Raw genomic sequence first — 16,020 nt, forward strand, 5'->3', positions numbered from 1 at the left:
GAAGAGCGTTTGAGGATTGTCCTACAAATATAATGCCGCCGCGCCAGTCACCCCCTGTCTGTCACGCCGTACCGGTGGCCGGGCAACTGGCGATTCCCGGCATCCGTGGGCCGAAAAACGCCGCACTGCCTACGCCCACCGCGCCCATCACTGCGCTGAAGATCACACAGATCCAGGGGCTCCACGGCATCAAACCGATCAACAGCAACGGTGTGATACTCGCCCAGGCGGCATAGGCAATGTTGTAGGTGAAGGAAATACCCGAGACACGAATCCGCGCCGGGAACAGGCTGACCATCACCGACGGCACCGCGCCCACTACTCCGCAACTCAGTCCGGCCACCGCGTAAGCCAGGCCAACCCAGTTGCCACCGCTGATCAGGCAGGTGTAGAGCACGCCGATGCCCAGGGGCAGCAGCAGGCTATAAAGCATCACGGTGCGCCAGGCTCCGATGCGGTCGACCAGCAAACCGGCGAGCACGCAACCGATGTTCAGGAAAACGATGCCCAGTGCGCTAAGGGCGAAGGTGTGGCTGGCGGTCATGCCGAAGGTTTTCTGCATCATGGTCGGGGTGATGACCACGAACACCACCACCGCCGACGTCAGCACACAGGTGAGGATCATCGCTGGCAGCAGGGCCAGGCGATGTTCGCGCAGGACCGCCCGCAACGGCAACTCGACGGCCGACTCGCGCCGGGCCTGCATGGCCATGAACACCGGGGTTTCGCTGAGCCAGCGCCGCAGCCAGACGCCAACTACCCCAAACACCCCGCCCAGCAGGAAGGGATAACGCCAGGCGTAATCGAGGATTTCAGCCGGGGTGAAAGCCTGCGCCAGGAACGTTGCCGTCAGGGCGCCGAGCAAATAACCGAAGGTCAGCCCCGCCTGCAGAAAGCCCAGGGCGTAGCCGCGATGGCCGATCGGCGCGTGCTCGGCCACGAATACCCAGGCGCTCGGCACCTCGCCACCCACCGCCGCACCCTGGAGCACACGCAGGGTCAACAGCAGCAGCGGCGCGAAATAGCCGATCTGTGCGTAGGTCGGCATGATCCCGATCAGCAGGCACGGCAGCGCCATCATCAGGATGCTCAGGCTGAACACCTTCTTGCGACCCAGGCTGTCGGCGAAATGCGCCATCAGGATCCCGCCCAGGGGCCGCGCCAGGTACCCGGTGACGAAGATGCCGAAGCTTTGCAGCAGACGCAGCCATTCAGGCATTTCCGGCGGGAAGAACAGCTGGCTCAAAGTCAGGGCGAAAAATACGAAGATGATGAAGTCGTAGATTTCCAGCGCGCCGCCGAGGGCCGCGAGCCCCAGGGTCTTGTAGTCCGCACGGCTGAACGGTTGCGGGCGTGGATCGGTATTGGCAGTCATGAAAAGAACTCTGGCACAGGCAAAAACCAAGGCGCCCATGGTCTACGCAAACGCGCTGGCGGACAACCCGTTAGACCAAAGTCCCATAGCGGCAAAACAGCGCCGCAAAACGCACTCGCTTGAATTAAGGTTGGCGTCTGTCCAGAGGGGCTCGTGCTGCCCTGAAGACCACAACAAACATAAAAATTCGAGGAAGTCCCGTGGCCGCTGATATCGAAGATACCCGCTCCGCCCGTTTTGCCCTACGCTGTTCAAGTTTTGCCGAACGCTGGTTCCCCGACTCCTGGGTGTTTGCCGCCTTGGCCGTGATCATCGTCGCCGTGGCGACCATGGCCATGGGCGCCAAGCCGACTGACGCGGCCATGGCCTTTGGTGACGGCTTCTGGAGCCTGATCCCGTTCACCATGCAAATGGCGTTCGTGGTGATCGGCGGGTATGTGGTCGCCAGTTCGCCACCGGCGGTGAAGTTGATCGACCGGCTGGCGAAGTTGCCAAAAAACGGGCGCTCCGCGGTGGCCTGGGTGGCGCTGATCTCCATGGTCGCGTCGCTGCTCAATTGGGGTTTGTCCCTGGTGTTCGGCGGTCTGCTGGTGCGTGCGCTCGCCCGCCGCACGGACCTGAAGATGGACTACCGCGCCGCGGGTGCCGCCGCGTACCTGGGGTTGGGCGCGGTGTGGGCCCTGGGCCTGTCTTCGTCTGCTGCGCAGTTGCAGGCCAACCCGGCCAGCTTGCCGCCGTCGATCCTGTCGATTACCGGGGTGATTCCTTTCACCCAAACGATCTTCCTCTGGCAATCGGGCGTCATGTTGCTGGCCTTGATCGTCATCTCGCTGATCATCGCCTACGCCACCGCCCCCGGCCCGAACACGGCGCGAGACGCCGAGGCCTGTGGCGTCGACCCGAGTTTCAACCTGCCACCGCTGCAGCCACGCACCCGTCCCGGCGAATGGCTGGAACACAGCCCGCTGCTGACCATCCTGTTGGTGCTGCTGGCGGCTGGGTGGCTGTTCCATGAGTTTTCCACAAAACCCGCGATCAGCGCGATTTCCGGCCTGAACACCTACAACTTCCTGTTCATCATGCTCGGAGCCCTGCTGCACTGGCGCCCGCGCAGCTTTCTCGACGCGGTGGCCCGTGCAGTGCCAACCACCACCGGCGTGCTGATCCAGTTCCCGCTGTACGGTTCGATCGCCGCGCTGATGACCACGGTCAAGGGCGCCGATGCGCAAACCCTGGCCCACCACATCTCGACCTTCTTCGTCAGCATTGCCTCCCACGACACCTATGCCCTGCTGATGGGCGTGTATTCGGCGATCCTCGGCTTCTTCATTCCGTCCGGCGGCGGCAAGTGGATCATCGAAGCGCCGTACGTGATGCAAGTGGCGAACGACCTGAACTACCACCTGGGCTGGGCGGTGCAGATCTACAACGCCGCCGAAGCCCTGCCCAACCTGATCAACCCGTTCTACATGCTGCCGCTGCTGGGTGTGCTGGGCTTGAAGGCGCGGGATCTGATCGGATTCTCGTTCGTGCAGTTGCTGGTGCACACACCTCTGGTGCTGGTGTTGCTATGGGCGCTAGGGACGACGTTGGCGTATACGCCGCCGGTGATGCCGTAAGAAAACGCTACAAATGGCGGTGAGGCCAGCCCGCAAACACTGATCGCGGGCTGTATCACATGCTTAAAAAAAAATGCGTGAGGCCTACTTTTCTGCATCATTGCGTTGATCCAGTATGAAGTGCATCTTCGTATCGCGACCACGCTGAAAAGGATCTGAGCATGTTAAGACTCGCAGGCCTCAACCTCGCGGCCCTCACCCTCGCAGCCCTCAACCTGAGCACCGCTGCCCACGCCGATGTCGCCTTAAAACTCGGCAGTACCGAACGCGTTACCCGCCTCTTCGCCTACCCCAACAACTGCAACGTGATCTGCTTTCGCAATTGGACGCTGGAGCAGACCGTCGAGCACTATCTGACACAAAGCGTGCAGCGCGATGGCTATAGCGAGGCCAAGGTTCTGGTCAAAACCGATAACGGTCAACTCCATGCCGAAATCACGGGTGTGCCCAGGAGCTATGAAAAGCCCTTGGCAGCACTGCTTGACGCCGGCGACCTGGCCTACAGCGGTGCCAGCAAACTGAATGCCGACGGCAAGTGGGCCTATAGCTGGCATTTTTTCCTGCCACTGGGCATGGCTCTGGAAAACCGCAGAAGCGTTGAGCTGCTGCACTTCCCACCGGATTATTCACTGACACAGGCCCAGGATTACTTGAAATCGGCTACCACGGATCGCTGGGCCACGCTGCTGACCGTCAATGGCGTCCCGCCCGAGCAGATACCGGGCTACCAGACCATCATCGATATCGCCCCGATTGCCGCGCCGTCGAACGCCGGCAAGGATCTGGAAGGCGTCTACGACTACTTCAAGGACTACCAGACCAGCATGGTCAAGCAGGTCACCGTGCATTCCAGCGGCGCGGCCTTGCCAACGGTTGCCTTCGGTGCGCCGGTGCGCAACTGGGTCAAGCAGCAATACGGGCCAACCGTGAACGTGTTGAGCCTGGTGACGATCAGTCCGGTCGACGGGGTAAAAGTACCGGTATTGGGCGCCAACCATCCCAGCTACATCTGGTACGCCGCCGATCCGGCCAGCTACACCGGTAAAGATGCACAGGGCCAGGCCGATACCGCAGGCCTGAAAGTCATGGGCCAGGATTTGAGTGCCGCTTGCTGGCAGGCCGCCATGGGCCGTGAAACGGACACCAATCCCGATATCGAGCTGAAAACCTGCACCCAGACCTGGCAAGTGGCCCAGGCCGATAAAACCTGTGCGCTGTTCTACACCTCGATCCGCAAGCTGACCCCCGCACAGGCCGCAGGCAAATGTGCAACGGCATCGATCAAGGCCCAGCTCAAACTGCTCAAGGCGCCAGCGCCAGCCCCGGCGATACCGGCTCCTGCGCTATAGCGCCGAAGCGTCAGATGACGGAAGGTGCCGACGACCAGATGTTTTTTACAACACTGGCGTCGGCAAAGCCTCTGCTGCGAAGACTTACAACTTCTCGACCGGACGCAGCCGGTACTGCGGCGGCAATTGCTCGAAACCGCTGATGGTGGTGTTCAGGCTTTTCCAGCGACCGTCCTTGATGCCGTAAATGCAACCGTGAATCGACAGGTTCTGCCCGCGGTGCCAGGCATTTTGCACAATGCTGGTATGCGCGACGTTGGCCACTTGCTGAATCACGTTGAGTTCGCAGAGGCGGTCGACCTGCTCCTCTTCGGTGGCCAGTTTGGCGAGTTCTTCGCGCTTCTCGTAGTAGAGGTCGCGAATAGAACGCAGCCAACCGTCGATCAGGCCGAACTGGCGATCCTGCATCGAGGCGCGCACGCCGCCACAACCATAGTGACCCGTCACGAGGATGTGTTTGACCTTGAGCACGTCGACGGCGTACTGGATCACCGACAGACAGTTGAGGTCCGTGTGCAGCACCACGTTGGCCACGTTGCGGTGCACGAACAGATCGCCCGGCAGCATGCCGACGATTTCGTTGGCCGGCACCCGCGCATCGGAACAGCCGATCCACAGGTACTCCGGCGTTTGTTGACGAGCCAGCTTGGCGAAGAAATCCGGATCTTCCTTGGTGATCGCGTCAGCCCAACGCTCGTTGTTATCAATCAGGTCTTGTAAGTCGTGCATGCTGGGAAGCCTCAAGAATGATTCGCTGCTTTGACAGACAACCGCCCGTCGGGGTCACCAAAGTGTCGCAGGTGTTTTCGTTGGAATTCTCGTGTGCCGGGTGAGTCCACCCTAGTAAGGCCCACAGTATGAGGAATTACCATGACTGATTCACGACGTCCGTACAATGCAGTGCAACCGGAACCCATCGATGATAACGAAGACCGCATGGGCTCAATGCATGAGCTGGATTTCGACGAAGAAGAACCCAGCGCGAAAATCGGCGACGAATTGCCGGAAAAGGAACGCAAGCAACTGATGCCCGAAGAACGCGTGCGTGAAGCCGGCCTCACGGGCGCATCGACCGACGACCATGAATCCACCGATGATGACATGAGCCCGGAAACACTCATCCGTGAAGACGGTGCCCGCGATGCCCATGAGGCCGGTGGGGATGGGCGAGCCGATTGGGACTTGAGCATTGTCGATGAAGACGACATTGGTGGGGGCAACGGGCTGGACGAGGCGGAGATGGCGCAGCGCGATCCGCTGGACCGCAAGCGTTGATCGATCCCTTTTAGGAGCTACCGCAGCCTGCGGCAGCTCCTAAAAGGGTATCGACGATTTGTAACAACGATGTTCAATCCACCAAGGTGCAGGCCATGACCACCGCATCTTCGCGCCCGCCCACCGCCGGGTAATAATCCCGTCGACGCCCGATCTCGTTGAAACCATACCGCTCATACAACTTGAACGCTGCGGTATTGCTGTCACGCACTTCCAGGAAGCATTCCCGGGCATCGGCCTTGTAGGCGATCGACATCAAATGCTCGAGCAAGGTCAAACCCAGGCCTCGGCCCTGGTTTTCCGGCTTGACGGTGATGTTGAGCAGATGCGCCTCGTCAAGAATGATCTGCACCACCCCATGGCCCACCTGCTGCTGACCTTCGAACATCAGCCAGATCTGATACTTGCCCAGTCCATCGAGAAAAATCCCACGGGTCCAGGGATGGCTGTAGGCCGCGTATTCGATCTTCAGAACAGTTTCCAGGTCCGCCTCGGTCATCGGGCGGAACGATACAGCGTCACTCATTCGATTCTTTCCAGCGCGCCATCAGCCGACGCATGGCTTGCCACACGGCGGCCTTGCGCTGTGGCTCTTCCATTAACAATTCCAGGCCCGGTACCGCCCATGCCGAGCCCAGACCTTCGATCTGCAGTTCACGGTTGAACGCCTCGGCATCCGCCTCACCGGCAAACCGCACCGCGGGCAGGCCGATCAGCCAAAGGCAGGCGCATGGAGCTTCTTCCATGCGCACCGAGAGGAAACCTTGCACAAAGTCGCGGGCCGCCTCCGGGCCCTGGTCCATCGTCCCACGCACCAGCAGCGGCCAACGTACCGGCTCGCCGACGATTTGCGGACTGTCCGGTAGACCGGCGGCACGCAGCATGTCCTTGAGCAGCAGATAAGCGGGATCGCGCGCCTGGAAGGATTCGCCTGTGGGTAACTCCACCAGCAGCAGGCAGCGGCCGGCTCGCAGCAGTTGCAGGGCAAAGCGCGGCGGCGGCACCGGCACGACCCTGGCGACAACCGGCGCCTCCTCGGCTACAGGTTTTGCGCCAGTGCGCGTGCTCGCCAGCGATGGCCGCGGCACCTCGATCTTCACCCGTTCGGCCGGTTTTACCGTAGGCGTAATGGGCGCCTCGACCACCGGCACAGGCGCCACGGGAGCCTCGACCAGCGCCTCGGGGGGCTCCAGCAGCTCGGGCCGCGACGGGGCGGCAAAGGGCAATTCGGTGCGCGGCAGCCAGTTGACCACCTGCATGGCGTTCAAATAAGCGCGACGACGGGACTCGATAAGCAAAGGTCGGCCACTTGTGGATAACTAAAGTGCGCCGATTCTACCGCCCTTAGCTGAAGATCGCGCGCTGTTGATCGATAACTTCACTGTTAGAAAAAGCAACAGCCCGTCCCGAGAGTGAATCGCATCGCGCCTGATGCAGTACAATCGCGGCTTTTAATCGCCAACCAACCGGCCATTCCGATGATCGAACCCAAGCGCGTCTTGCGCGCCCTCGCTGAACACTGGGCACTTCTGGAGCCACTGTGTGAGCATTTCGACCAAGGCACCCTGAGCCTCAACGAACTGCGCACGCAACTGGCCGCCCAGCAACTTGACAGTACGCAGCAGGACATCACCAGCCTGCTGGACGTGTGGATTCGCCTCGATATTCTGGTTCCGGTGGCGAAAAGCCCGAACCGTTTCGAGCTCAACGCACAAATTCACGACTTCCTCGCCTACCTGCGCCGTGAACACCGTTTGGGCCTGTGCCTGGAAATCGAAGCCTATCTGCGCCATCTCGAGCGTCTGGCCGGTTACATCCAGGACGCCTTCGACATCCGCGATGGCAACGATCTGGCCCGCCAGCTGCGCCTGCTCGACATGCGGGTTCGCGATGTATTGAAAAAACTCGATAACGACGAACAGGCACTGGTGGCCGTCGCCGAAAGGGCGAAAACCAGCGACCGACAGATTCCGTTGCGCCAGCGTTACGCCGAGGTACTGGCGACCTGGGACGAATATGTCGAGCCGATGATTGATCTGGTGAACGCCGACGGCGCCTTCGAACAAGGCGTGCGCAAGGTCGAAACCGTTCTGCTGAAGATGCTCTCCGAGCAACAACGCCTCGGCCACCTGGTCGATGACGACATGTTGCTGCGCACCCACGCGCGCATCCTCGAAATGCAGACCAGTGCCCAGTTGACCCTGCGTCACGCGCGCGAACTGCTGCTGCCGCTACGTGAAGAGGCACGTCGCCACAACGCCGTCACCCGTGGCGCGGCACTGGCCCTGGCTGCCATTCGCCGAAAAGGCATCGATGCCGTGCCGCAGGCGGCAATGCCATTGTTCACACGCCCGCAAAGTACCTTCCTCGGCAGTGCCAGCCAGGTCGAGGCCTACGTTTACGCCCTGGCCCGTTTCGAACCGAAACCGGCGCGCTTCCCCAAGGCCCACAAGACCCAGAAAGGCGAAGCCCCGCGGGCGCCACGCACGGTTCGGGAAATGCTCGAACGCTGCGAAGACGCCCTGCCGATGCCGGACCTGATGACCTGGCTGCTGGAGCAGGAGCCGGACGGCGCCACCGACGAATTGCTGTACTGGTTCTCGCGACTGTCCCGGGAAAAACGCTTCAAGCGCGAACGCCTGGAACGTCGCGACTACTTCACACACGAGCACCAGGTCAGCCTGCGCTCCTTCGCCCTGCTCTCGACCGGCCCCGATGCCACCGAGAATTCTGCGAGCATCCCACATGCATCTTGATCTATCCGAATTGTCCCAGCTGGCACCGATCTTTCGCGAACTGTTCAAGGGCTACCACGTCAGCCGCCGCGACCCGGAGCTCTACGCCCAACTGTCGAACTTCCAGGACCAGTACCGCACGCTGTTCAAGGCCCTGGGGTTCGAACTGGTGTGCGACACCCGTGGTTTCTACTATTTCGTGCCGGACCTGGCTGCAGCAGCGGTGAACAAGACTGCGCAGCGCCTGGCGCTGTTCACCTTCATTCTCGTCGAGCACCTGGCCGACCAGGGCCGCGACCCGATCGCCGTGCTCGATGGCGGCAGCCTCGGTCGCGATGAATTGCCATCGCTGCTGGAAAAGTACCGCGACCTGTTCATCCAGGCCGAAGTGCAGACCCAGGATGAGCTGGAAGAAAAAATCATGCGGCGCATGACCCAGCTCGGCTTCGCCGGCGAAGAAAACGGCGTGTACCGCTTTCTGCCGCCGATGCACCGTTTCCTCGATGTGTGCCTGTCGGTGCAGCAGGACCGTGACCTGGCGGCCAGCCTGCACAGCGTCCTGCCGTTGCCGGTACCGGTGCTGATCGACGAAGACAGCGACGAAAAACTGCTGCAGACCGACGACCCGCTCGACCTCGCGGAATTTGAAGACGAGAGCGAAGAAGACGCGCTGGCCCGCGCCATCGCCGAAGAACAGGAGCTCGACGCATGAGCAAGGAACGCTACGGCATCCGCCGCTTTGCCCTTTTGAACACCGCCGGCTACAGCCTCGGCCTGTTCCCGCTGGAAGAGCCACTGTCGGTCTATGGCGCGAACAACCTCGGTAAATCCGCTTCGATCAATGCGCTGCAGTTCCCGATCCTGGCGCGCATGTCGGACATGAGCTTCGGCAAGTACAGCCTGGAGCAATCGCGGCGCTTCTACTTCGCCTCCGACACCAGCTACATCCTGGTGGAAGTGAACCTGCCCCATGGCCCCCACGTAATTGGCGTGGTCGGACGCGGTCCGGGTGGCGGCTTCGGTCACCAGTTCTTCGCCTATGCCGGCCAGCTCGACCTGGCCCACTACCAGAAGAACGACACCTGCCTGCGCCAGAAAGAACTGTTCAGCAACCTTGAGCGCGAAGGCCTCAAAGCCTACGAACTCAAGCCCGATGAACTGCGGCGCCTGCTGGTCGGTGGACACACCTCGATCCCGCTGGACCTGACACTGATTCCGCTACGCTCCACCAGCGAACAGAGTCTGAAGACCTTCCGCGCACTGTTCATCAACCTTCTGCACATGCGTGAAATCACCGCGGCCAAGCTCAAGCAACTGTTCCTCGATGCCTTCGAGCACAGCTTGCGCTCCGGCAGCGTCGACTACATCGCCGCGTGCGAAGAAGCCTTCCGCGATGTACGGCGCATGGAACAGGACTACCACTCGCTGGTGGCCGCCGGCCCGCTGGTCGAAGCCCTGGCCAACGGCGTGAAACAGCGCGACATCCTGCGTGGCAAGCTGCACCGGATCTCGCCACTGCTCGACTCCCTGCTCGGCACCTGGTCGGACTACGCCAGTGCCCGCAAGGAAGAACTGACCATCCAGGCCGAGCACTATCGCCACGAGCAGGACGCCCTGCAGAACGATCAACGTGGCGGCACCCAGGAGCTGATGCGCCTGGAGCGGGAAATCACTGGCATCCAGCGCTGGCTCGGCGAGCTGGCGGTGCTCAAGCATCGCTTTGCCCTGGTCGATGACGTCAAGGTACTGGAACAACAACTGCTCGCGGCCAAGGACGCCCATGACGAGCTGGCAGGTGCCCTGGCGCAGTCGCGGCAATTCAGTGCCGAGGACCTGGAAGAACGCCTGCGCGACCTGGAAAAACGCCTGAAGTCGGTCAAGCAACAACTCGACCACGCCGACAACAACAGCTACGCCCGCCTGCGCGAGGAATTCTCTCAGCAGGACGTCGAGCGCCTGATGCGCCTGTTCAACAGCGCTCTGTTCAGCCTGCCGCTGGGTGAGCACGGCATTGCCCTCGACGACAACGGCGATTGGGTAAAATCCGTGGAGCTGATCCTCGACGGTTTCAAGGGCGAACGCTTCGAAGTGCCGGGACTGTCCATCGACATCTCGCACATCGAACCACCGGCCCTGCAAGCCCTGGCGGACCGCGCCGCGCTGCGCGACCAGAAAGAGCGCCTGGAAAAAGAACTCAAGCAACTGAAAACCCAGCAAGCCGTGGCCGCCGACCGCGCCGCGAGCAAGACTCAGACCGAAGCGCTGTACCAGCAGGTGCTGGATGCCCAGAAAGCCCTGGAAGACTTCCGTCGCGCGCAAACCCTGAGCGCCGAAGAAGGCGACAAGCTGGAGCAGCTGGCGCAGATGGAAGCCGCCCAGGACGAACTGAAGCGTTCCAGCGATGCCTTTACCGAACGCGTCCAGCAACTGTCCGCCAAGCTGCAACTGGTCGGCCGGCAGATCGGTGACATGGAAGCCAAGCAACGTACCCTCGACGACGCCCTGCGCCGCCGTCAGCTGTTGCCGGCGGATCTGCCGTTCGGTACGCCGTTCATGGATCCGGTCGACGATTCCATGGACAACCTGCTGCCGCTGCTCAACGATTATCAGGACAGCTGGCAAGGCCTGCTACGCGCCGACGGCCAGATCGAGGCGCTGTACGCCCAGGTGCGCCTCAAGGGCGTGGCCAAGTTCGACAGCGAAGACGATATGGAACGTCGCCTGCAACTGCTGATCAACGCCTACGCACACCGCACCGACGAAGCCCTGACCCTGGGCAAGGCCCGGCGTGCGGCCGTTACCGACATCGCCCGGACCCTGCGCAACATCCGCAGCGACTACGACAGCCTCGAACACCAGCTGGCGCTGTTCAACCGCGAGATCAACAAGCGCCAGGTGTCCAACCTGCAGAGCTTCCGCATCGTGCTGGCGCCGAACAAGGAAGCACTCAAGCACATTGACCAGATCATCCACAGTGCCGGCCAATACGAAGAAGGCGAGACCCTGTCGGTCTTCGATCTCAGCCAGAGCGCGGAGCAGGACAACAAGAACGAAGAAGCCAAGGAATACCTGGCGCGCCTGGTAGCGGCGAACCACAACCAGCTCGGCCTCAAGGACTTGTTCGAGCTGGCGTTCGAAATCACCAAGGTCAACGGATCGCCAGTTATCCACACCGACATCGACGGCGCTGCGTCCAACGGCACCACCATGACCATCAAGGCGCTGACCAACATGTATTTGTTGCTGCACTTGATGGACCGCGACCTAGCCGGGCGAGTGCGCTTGCCCTACTACCTCGACGAGGCCGCGGACATCGACGAGAAAAACCAGGCGGCATTGCTGGAAACCAGTCTGCAACTGGGCTTCGTGCCCATCCTGGCCAGTGTGAAGCCGCAGGTTTGCGCCAGTGTCGCCATCGATCTGGAAGGTGGCAGCGGCCCGGCTGGCATCTACATCGATGAGGACGACTGGAAGTACATTCGTCGTCACGAACCGGTAAAGGCGCCTGTGAATGTTGAAGCGGATGAGCCGGAGCTGGATGCGGTCTGAGTTGAACCGTTAGATACGAAAAAGGCCGCGGTTCAATGGAACGCGGCCTTTTTTGTGCTTCTTTCAGTGCTCTTCAGGGCCTCTTCGCGGGCAAGCCCGCGATGGCGGCATTACCGCCGCTAATAAACTACTTGCCCAGCGAAATCTTCGGTGCCCAGGTCAGCCATTCCTCTTCGAACTTGTCGAACAGCGGGAATGTCTGCTGCGGTCGCGCCGGGCTGCCCATGCGCTCACCGTCTGGCGTAGCAAAGGCGACACCGCCCTGGATCATAGTCTCCAGCGATTCGGTACGCACCGTCGCTCCTCTGAACAGACCAACATCAAAGTCAAAACCGCTGGTGTTCCAGAAGCGCGTGCCGCTGCGGACCAATGGCGCGTACTTGGGCTCGATCAGGATGTGAATCAGCACACGATCAGCCGTCTGGCCCAATTCATAGCCCGTGACCTTGCCCACGGTTATTTCACGATACGTCACCGGCACACCCGCCTTCAACGAACCACGGCGAGGAGCGCTCAACACCAGGCTCAATCCGCCTTCCTGTTTGGCGGTTTCCGGCGGATTGGCCAGCGCCACGAAGTTCTTCTGTGGCCCCAGGTTCTTCGCTGCCGGCTCCACCTCGATGTATTGCCCAGTGACCAACGTTTCCAGGTTCGAGGTCTTGATCAGCCCCAGTTCCGGCTTGACCACCCAGAACTGACTGCCGACACGTGCGATGCGCTCCGGAACCTCATCGATCCGCGCAGTCAGCAGCACCGACTGCAGATCGTCACTCAGATCCACGTCTTCAATCTTGCCGACATCCAACCCCTTATAGCGGATCGGTGTGCCGGTACGCAGGCCATCGGCACGGTCGACCTTGATGGTGATCATCGCGCCCTTTTGGTTGGCTTGCTCGTGATTGTCGAACAGGCGGAAACGTGGGATGCGCTTCTGCAATGGAGCCTTGGCCTCCGGTGTTTCAAAGGCGATGCCGCCGGCCATCAGGCTTTGCAACGATTCACTCTTGACCTGGATCCCGCCCGTCAGACCGCCCGTCAACGTGATGCCACTGGCATTCCAGAACCGCGTAGAGGCGTTCACCAGGTCTTCGTATTCCTTCTCGATATGGACGCCAATCACCAGCTGTTTCTTTTTGCGCGAAAACTGATAGCTCTGTACCGACCCCACCTTGACCTGCTTGTAGAGAATCGGGCTGCCCACATCCAGCGAGCCGAGGGTATCGGTGAACAACACCAGGTGCAGGCCCGGTGAACGCAAATCCAGCGGCGGCGCCTTGGGCCGTGCGACGAACTCACGTTGCGGCGCGGCGCCTTTGTCCCCCGGGCGCACGGCGATGTAGTTACCCTTGACCAATGCTTCAAGGCCGGTGATGCCCGCCAGGGAAATCGACGGCTTGACCACCCAGAACTGGGTGCCATCGACCAGGTAGTCCTCGGCCAGCGGGTCCAGGGTCAACTCGGCGCTGGCACCGGACAAATCGGGATCGACCTTGAGTGCCTTGAGGGTGCCGACCTGAATGCCTTTGTACATCACTGGTGTGCGACCCGCCTGCAAACCTTCGAAGTCACTCAGCTTGACCTTGACCTTGATCCCCGCGGCGGCCGCATCGAAGTCCTCATAAAGGCGGAACGGCAGGCTCGGATCGGTCGGCGGGCTGTCCTTGCGGTTTTCAGGCGTGGCGAACGCAATGCCACCGGCAACGATACTGGCCAGGGACTCACTGCGTACTTTTACACCTGAGAGGTTGGCATCGATGCTGATGCCGCTGGCGTTCCAGAAACGCGTGTGTTTGCGCACGAGCTTGGCATAGGTCGGCTCGATGAAGACCTTGAGTTCGACCGTACTCTGGTCCTCGGAAAGCACGTAGCTTTTGATCTGCCCGACCTTGATCTGCTTGTAGAACACCGGGCTGCCACGGTTCAGCGAGCCCAGGCGATCAGCCTTGATCGTCAGGTGCAGGCCGGGCTGGGCGTCCGACAGCGGAGGCTCCTGGGCCAGGGCCTTGAACTTGCGGGCAGGCTCGCCCTCACCGGGGCTGATCGCGACATAGTTACCCGAGACCAGCGTCTCCAGCCCGGTGATACCGGCCAGCGTCACGCTCGGCTTGACCAGCCAGAAGCGCGTGCTGGTGCGCAGGTATTGCTCCACGTCCTTGTTCATCTCGACGGTCGCGATCACCCCTTTGGCGCTGCCTTCATCATCGAGCTTGAGGGCTTTCACCTTGCCGACCGACATGCCTTTGTAGACAACTTCGGTCTTGTTGGCCTGGATGCCTTCACCGCTTTCGAAACGTACCTGAACCTCGATACCGGTTTCGTTGTAGGCCCGCCAGCCAAGCCAGCCACCAATGATCAAGGCAATCAAGGGCAACACCCAGATGGCCGACCAGTTCGAAGCCGGTCGGGTTTTTGCTGTAGGCAGATCAGTCATGGTCGTCGTCCGACTCCGTGTTATCCCAAATCAGTCGGGGATCGAAAGTTACTGCGGCAAGCATCGTCAGAATCACCACGCTGGCAAACGCAATGGCGCCCAGGTCTGCTTCGATGGTGGCAAGCCGTCCAAAATTCACAAGCGCCACCAGGATGGCGATCACAAAGATATCGAGCATCGACCAGCGGCCGATGAACTCGATAAAGCGGTACATCCATATGCGTTGGCGGGCCGAGAGTGGCTGGTGGCGCTGCACGGAAAACAGCAGCAAGGCGATACCCACCAACTTGAACGTGGGCACCACAATGCTGGCGATGAACACCACCGCGGCAATGGGAATCATGCCGTGCTGAACCAGTTGGATCACACCGGACATGATAGTGCTGGGATCACCCTTGCCCAGGGAGCTCACGGTCATGATCGGCAACACATTGGCCGGTATATAAAGAATGGCGGCGGTGATCAGCAACGCCCAGGTCCGGGCCACGCTGTTAGGGCTGCGGGCATGCACCAGCGCGCCGCAGCGGGTGCAGACCTGTTCTTCGGTATCAGCTTCCTGCCTGTTCAATTCATGGCATTCAGCACAAATCAGAATGCCTGCATCAATCGCCCGCATGGGCATCCTCTCCTGATAAAGCCTGCCAGATCTGGTGAGGCGACATCACAACCTCCAGCCAGACCTGAACCAACAACAATCCAATGAAGCACGCCAAGCCCAGGCCGATGGTCATTGCTGCCATATCTGCCAGCTTGACGATCGCGACCAGTACGCCCATGAGGTAAACCTCAAGCATCCCCCAGTCCCGCAAATGGTGGTAAATACGGTAAAGCAGCAAGCCGTAGCTACGTCCTACGTCGAAACGGATACTCAGCAACACGACCAGTTGGCAGAGCAGCTTGAGCAACGGAATCGCCATGCTGCACAGGAACACAATGACTGAAACGCTTTGCATGCCGGTATCGAAAAGCCCGACAACCCCGCTCCAGACAGTCTCTTGCGATGATTGCCCGAGCAGATTGAGTTGCATGATGGGTAAAAAGTTCGCCGGGATATACAACAGCAGTGCCGCGATAACCAGGGCGAGACTGCGCTGCACGACGTTGTATCGATGGGCATAGAGCTCGTAACCACATCGCGGGCACAGGGCTTTCTCGCCATGTTCGAGCTTGGGCTTGCGCATCAGCAAGTCGCACTCGTGGCATGCCACCAAATCGTTCAGCGGTAATTCTGACAGCCTTGAGGCGTCAACCGGATCTGGCATATAACGCTCTGACTCCGAAAAGGTTGGGCCTATTCTAGTGCCCTGAAGCGAAAATAACTGTGCCAATTTGTGCACAAGTCAGCGTGATTTTCTTTCGGCAAAAGACAAAACCCCTACCTGCATGCGCAGATAGGGGTTTTGGAATTTAATCTTGACGATGACCTACTCTCACATGGGGAAACCCCACACTACCATCGGCGATGCATCGTTTCACTTCTGAGTTCGGGATGGGATCAGGTGGTTCCAACGCTCTATGGTCGTCAAGAAATTCGGGTACTGAGTCGTGGCCAGCGGGCCTCGCTTCAGCAAATTGGGTAGGTGATAGAACTTGGTGTTTTGTGAGATTCGAACTTTCGGTTCTTTCGTCTTCACACACCGCAATCTGGTCTCTTTCGTCTTTTCAACTAGGAGCATCAAATTGCTTG

Annotated in this window: 13 protein-coding genes and 1 rRNA gene; 6 read left to right on the forward strand and 8 right to left on the reverse strand. The window is 60.4% G+C overall.

Translation table 11 applies throughout. The features are described from left to right. Positions 1-61 precede the first annotated feature (61 nt). Positions 62-1,375, reverse strand: a complete 1,314-nt coding sequence (locus ACIO0C_RS24635; RefSeq protein ID WP_401315870.1) for an MFS transporter — start codon at positions 1,373-1,375, stop codon at positions 62-64. A 200-nt stretch (positions 1,376-1,575) separates the two neighbouring features. On the opposite strand from ACIO0C_RS24635, the gene ACIO0C_RS24640 reads away from it, so the two are divergent. After that, entirely contained in the window at positions 1,576-2,994 is a 1,419-nt protein-coding gene (locus tag ACIO0C_RS24640; protein ID WP_401315872.1) for a short-chain fatty acid transporter, read from the forward strand. 161 nt (positions 2,995-3,155) lie between these two features. After that, positions 3,156-4,343 (forward strand): hypothetical protein, encoded by a 1,188-nt coding sequence (locus ACIO0C_RS24645; protein ID WP_401315874.1) that lies wholly within the window; start codon positions 3,156-3,158, stop codon positions 4,341-4,343. A gap of 84 nt (positions 4,344-4,427) precedes the next feature. On the opposite strand, the gene can is transcribed toward ACIO0C_RS24645, so the two are convergent. Continuing rightward, positions 4,428-5,072: a carbonate dehydratase gene (gene can / locus ACIO0C_RS24650; protein WP_401315876.1), complete on the reverse strand. Its 645-nt coding sequence runs from the start codon at positions 5,070-5,072 to the stop codon at positions 4,428-4,430. Positions 5,073-5,213: 141 nt separating this feature from the next. Here can and ACIO0C_RS24655 point away from each other — a divergent pair, with 141 nt between their 5' ends. Next, a complete protein-coding gene (locus tag ACIO0C_RS24655) occupies positions 5,214-5,618 on the forward strand; it encodes a serine kinase/phosphatase (protein ID WP_401315878.1) in 405 nt (134 codons plus the stop codon). Positions 5,619-5,691: 73 nt separating this feature from the next. On the opposite strand, the gene rimI is transcribed toward ACIO0C_RS24655, so the two are convergent. Then, positions 5,692-6,144, reverse strand: coding sequence for a ribosomal protein S18-alanine N-acetyltransferase (gene rimI, locus ACIO0C_RS24660; protein WP_007978046.1), 453 nt, complete (start codon positions 6,142-6,144; stop codon positions 5,692-5,694). Further along, positions 6,137-6,877 (reverse strand): energy transducer TonB, encoded by a 741-nt coding sequence (locus tag ACIO0C_RS24665; protein ID WP_401315896.1) that lies wholly within the window; start codon positions 6,875-6,877, stop codon positions 6,137-6,139. Before ACIO0C_RS24665 ends, rimI begins: the two co-directional genes overlap by 8 nt. Positions 6,878-7,096: 219 nt before the next feature. Here ACIO0C_RS24665 and mksB point away from each other — a divergent pair, with 219 nt between their 5' ends. Genes mksB through mksF form a run of 3 tightly spaced genes read left to right on the forward strand, consistent with a single transcriptional unit; the run spans position 7,097 to position 11,902 of the window. Further along, positions 7,097-8,374 (forward strand): Mks condensin complex protein MksB, encoded by a 1,278-nt coding sequence (gene mksB / locus ACIO0C_RS24670; RefSeq protein ID WP_401315880.1) that lies wholly within the window; start codon positions 7,097-7,099, stop codon positions 8,372-8,374. Next, positions 8,364-9,065 (forward strand): Mks condensin complex protein MksE, encoded by a 702-nt coding sequence (gene mksE / locus ACIO0C_RS24675; RefSeq protein ID WP_401315882.1) that lies wholly within the window; start codon positions 8,364-8,366, stop codon positions 9,063-9,065. Before mksB ends, mksE begins: the two co-directional genes overlap by 11 nt. Beyond that, a complete protein-coding gene (gene mksF / locus ACIO0C_RS24680) occupies positions 9,062-11,902 on the forward strand; it encodes an Mks condensin complex protein MksF (protein ID WP_401315884.1) in 2,841 nt (946 codons plus the stop codon). The genes mksE and mksF overlap by 4 nt, the downstream gene beginning before the upstream one ends. Positions 11,903-12,029: 127 nt before the next feature. Here mksF and ACIO0C_RS24685 read toward each other — a convergent pair whose 3' ends face one another. The 4 genes from ACIO0C_RS24685 to rrf all read right to left on the reverse strand — a co-directional run bounded on the left by ACIO0C_RS24685 (position 12,030) and on the right by rrf (position 15,860). Beyond that, the gene (locus ACIO0C_RS24685; RefSeq protein WP_401315885.1) at positions 12,030-14,333 is read right to left on the reverse strand and encodes an MlaD family protein; all 2,304 of its coding nucleotides are present in this window, start codon (positions 14,331-14,333) and stop codon (positions 12,030-12,032) included. Beyond that, positions 14,326-14,949: a paraquat-inducible protein A gene (locus ACIO0C_RS24690; protein WP_401315887.1), complete on the reverse strand. Its 624-nt coding sequence runs from the start codon at positions 14,947-14,949 to the stop codon at positions 14,326-14,328. The genes ACIO0C_RS24685 and ACIO0C_RS24690 overlap by 8 nt, the downstream gene beginning before the upstream one ends. Then, the gene (locus tag ACIO0C_RS24695) at positions 14,936-15,595 is read right to left on the reverse strand and encodes a paraquat-inducible protein A (protein WP_401315897.1); all 660 of its coding nucleotides are present in this window, start codon (positions 15,593-15,595) and stop codon (positions 14,936-14,938) included. The genes ACIO0C_RS24690 and ACIO0C_RS24695 overlap by 14 nt, the downstream gene beginning before the upstream one ends. Before the next feature lie 149 nt (positions 15,596-15,744). Then, positions 15,745-15,860 (reverse strand): 5S ribosomal RNA (gene rrf, locus ACIO0C_RS24700). Between the last annotated feature and the right edge of the window lie 160 nt (positions 15,861-16,020).

Origin of the sequence: Pseudomonas sp. NPDC087336 (assembly GCF_044744285.1) — a bacterium.
GTDB lineage: Bacteria > Pseudomonadota > Gammaproteobacteria > Pseudomonadales > Pseudomonadaceae > Aquipseudomonas.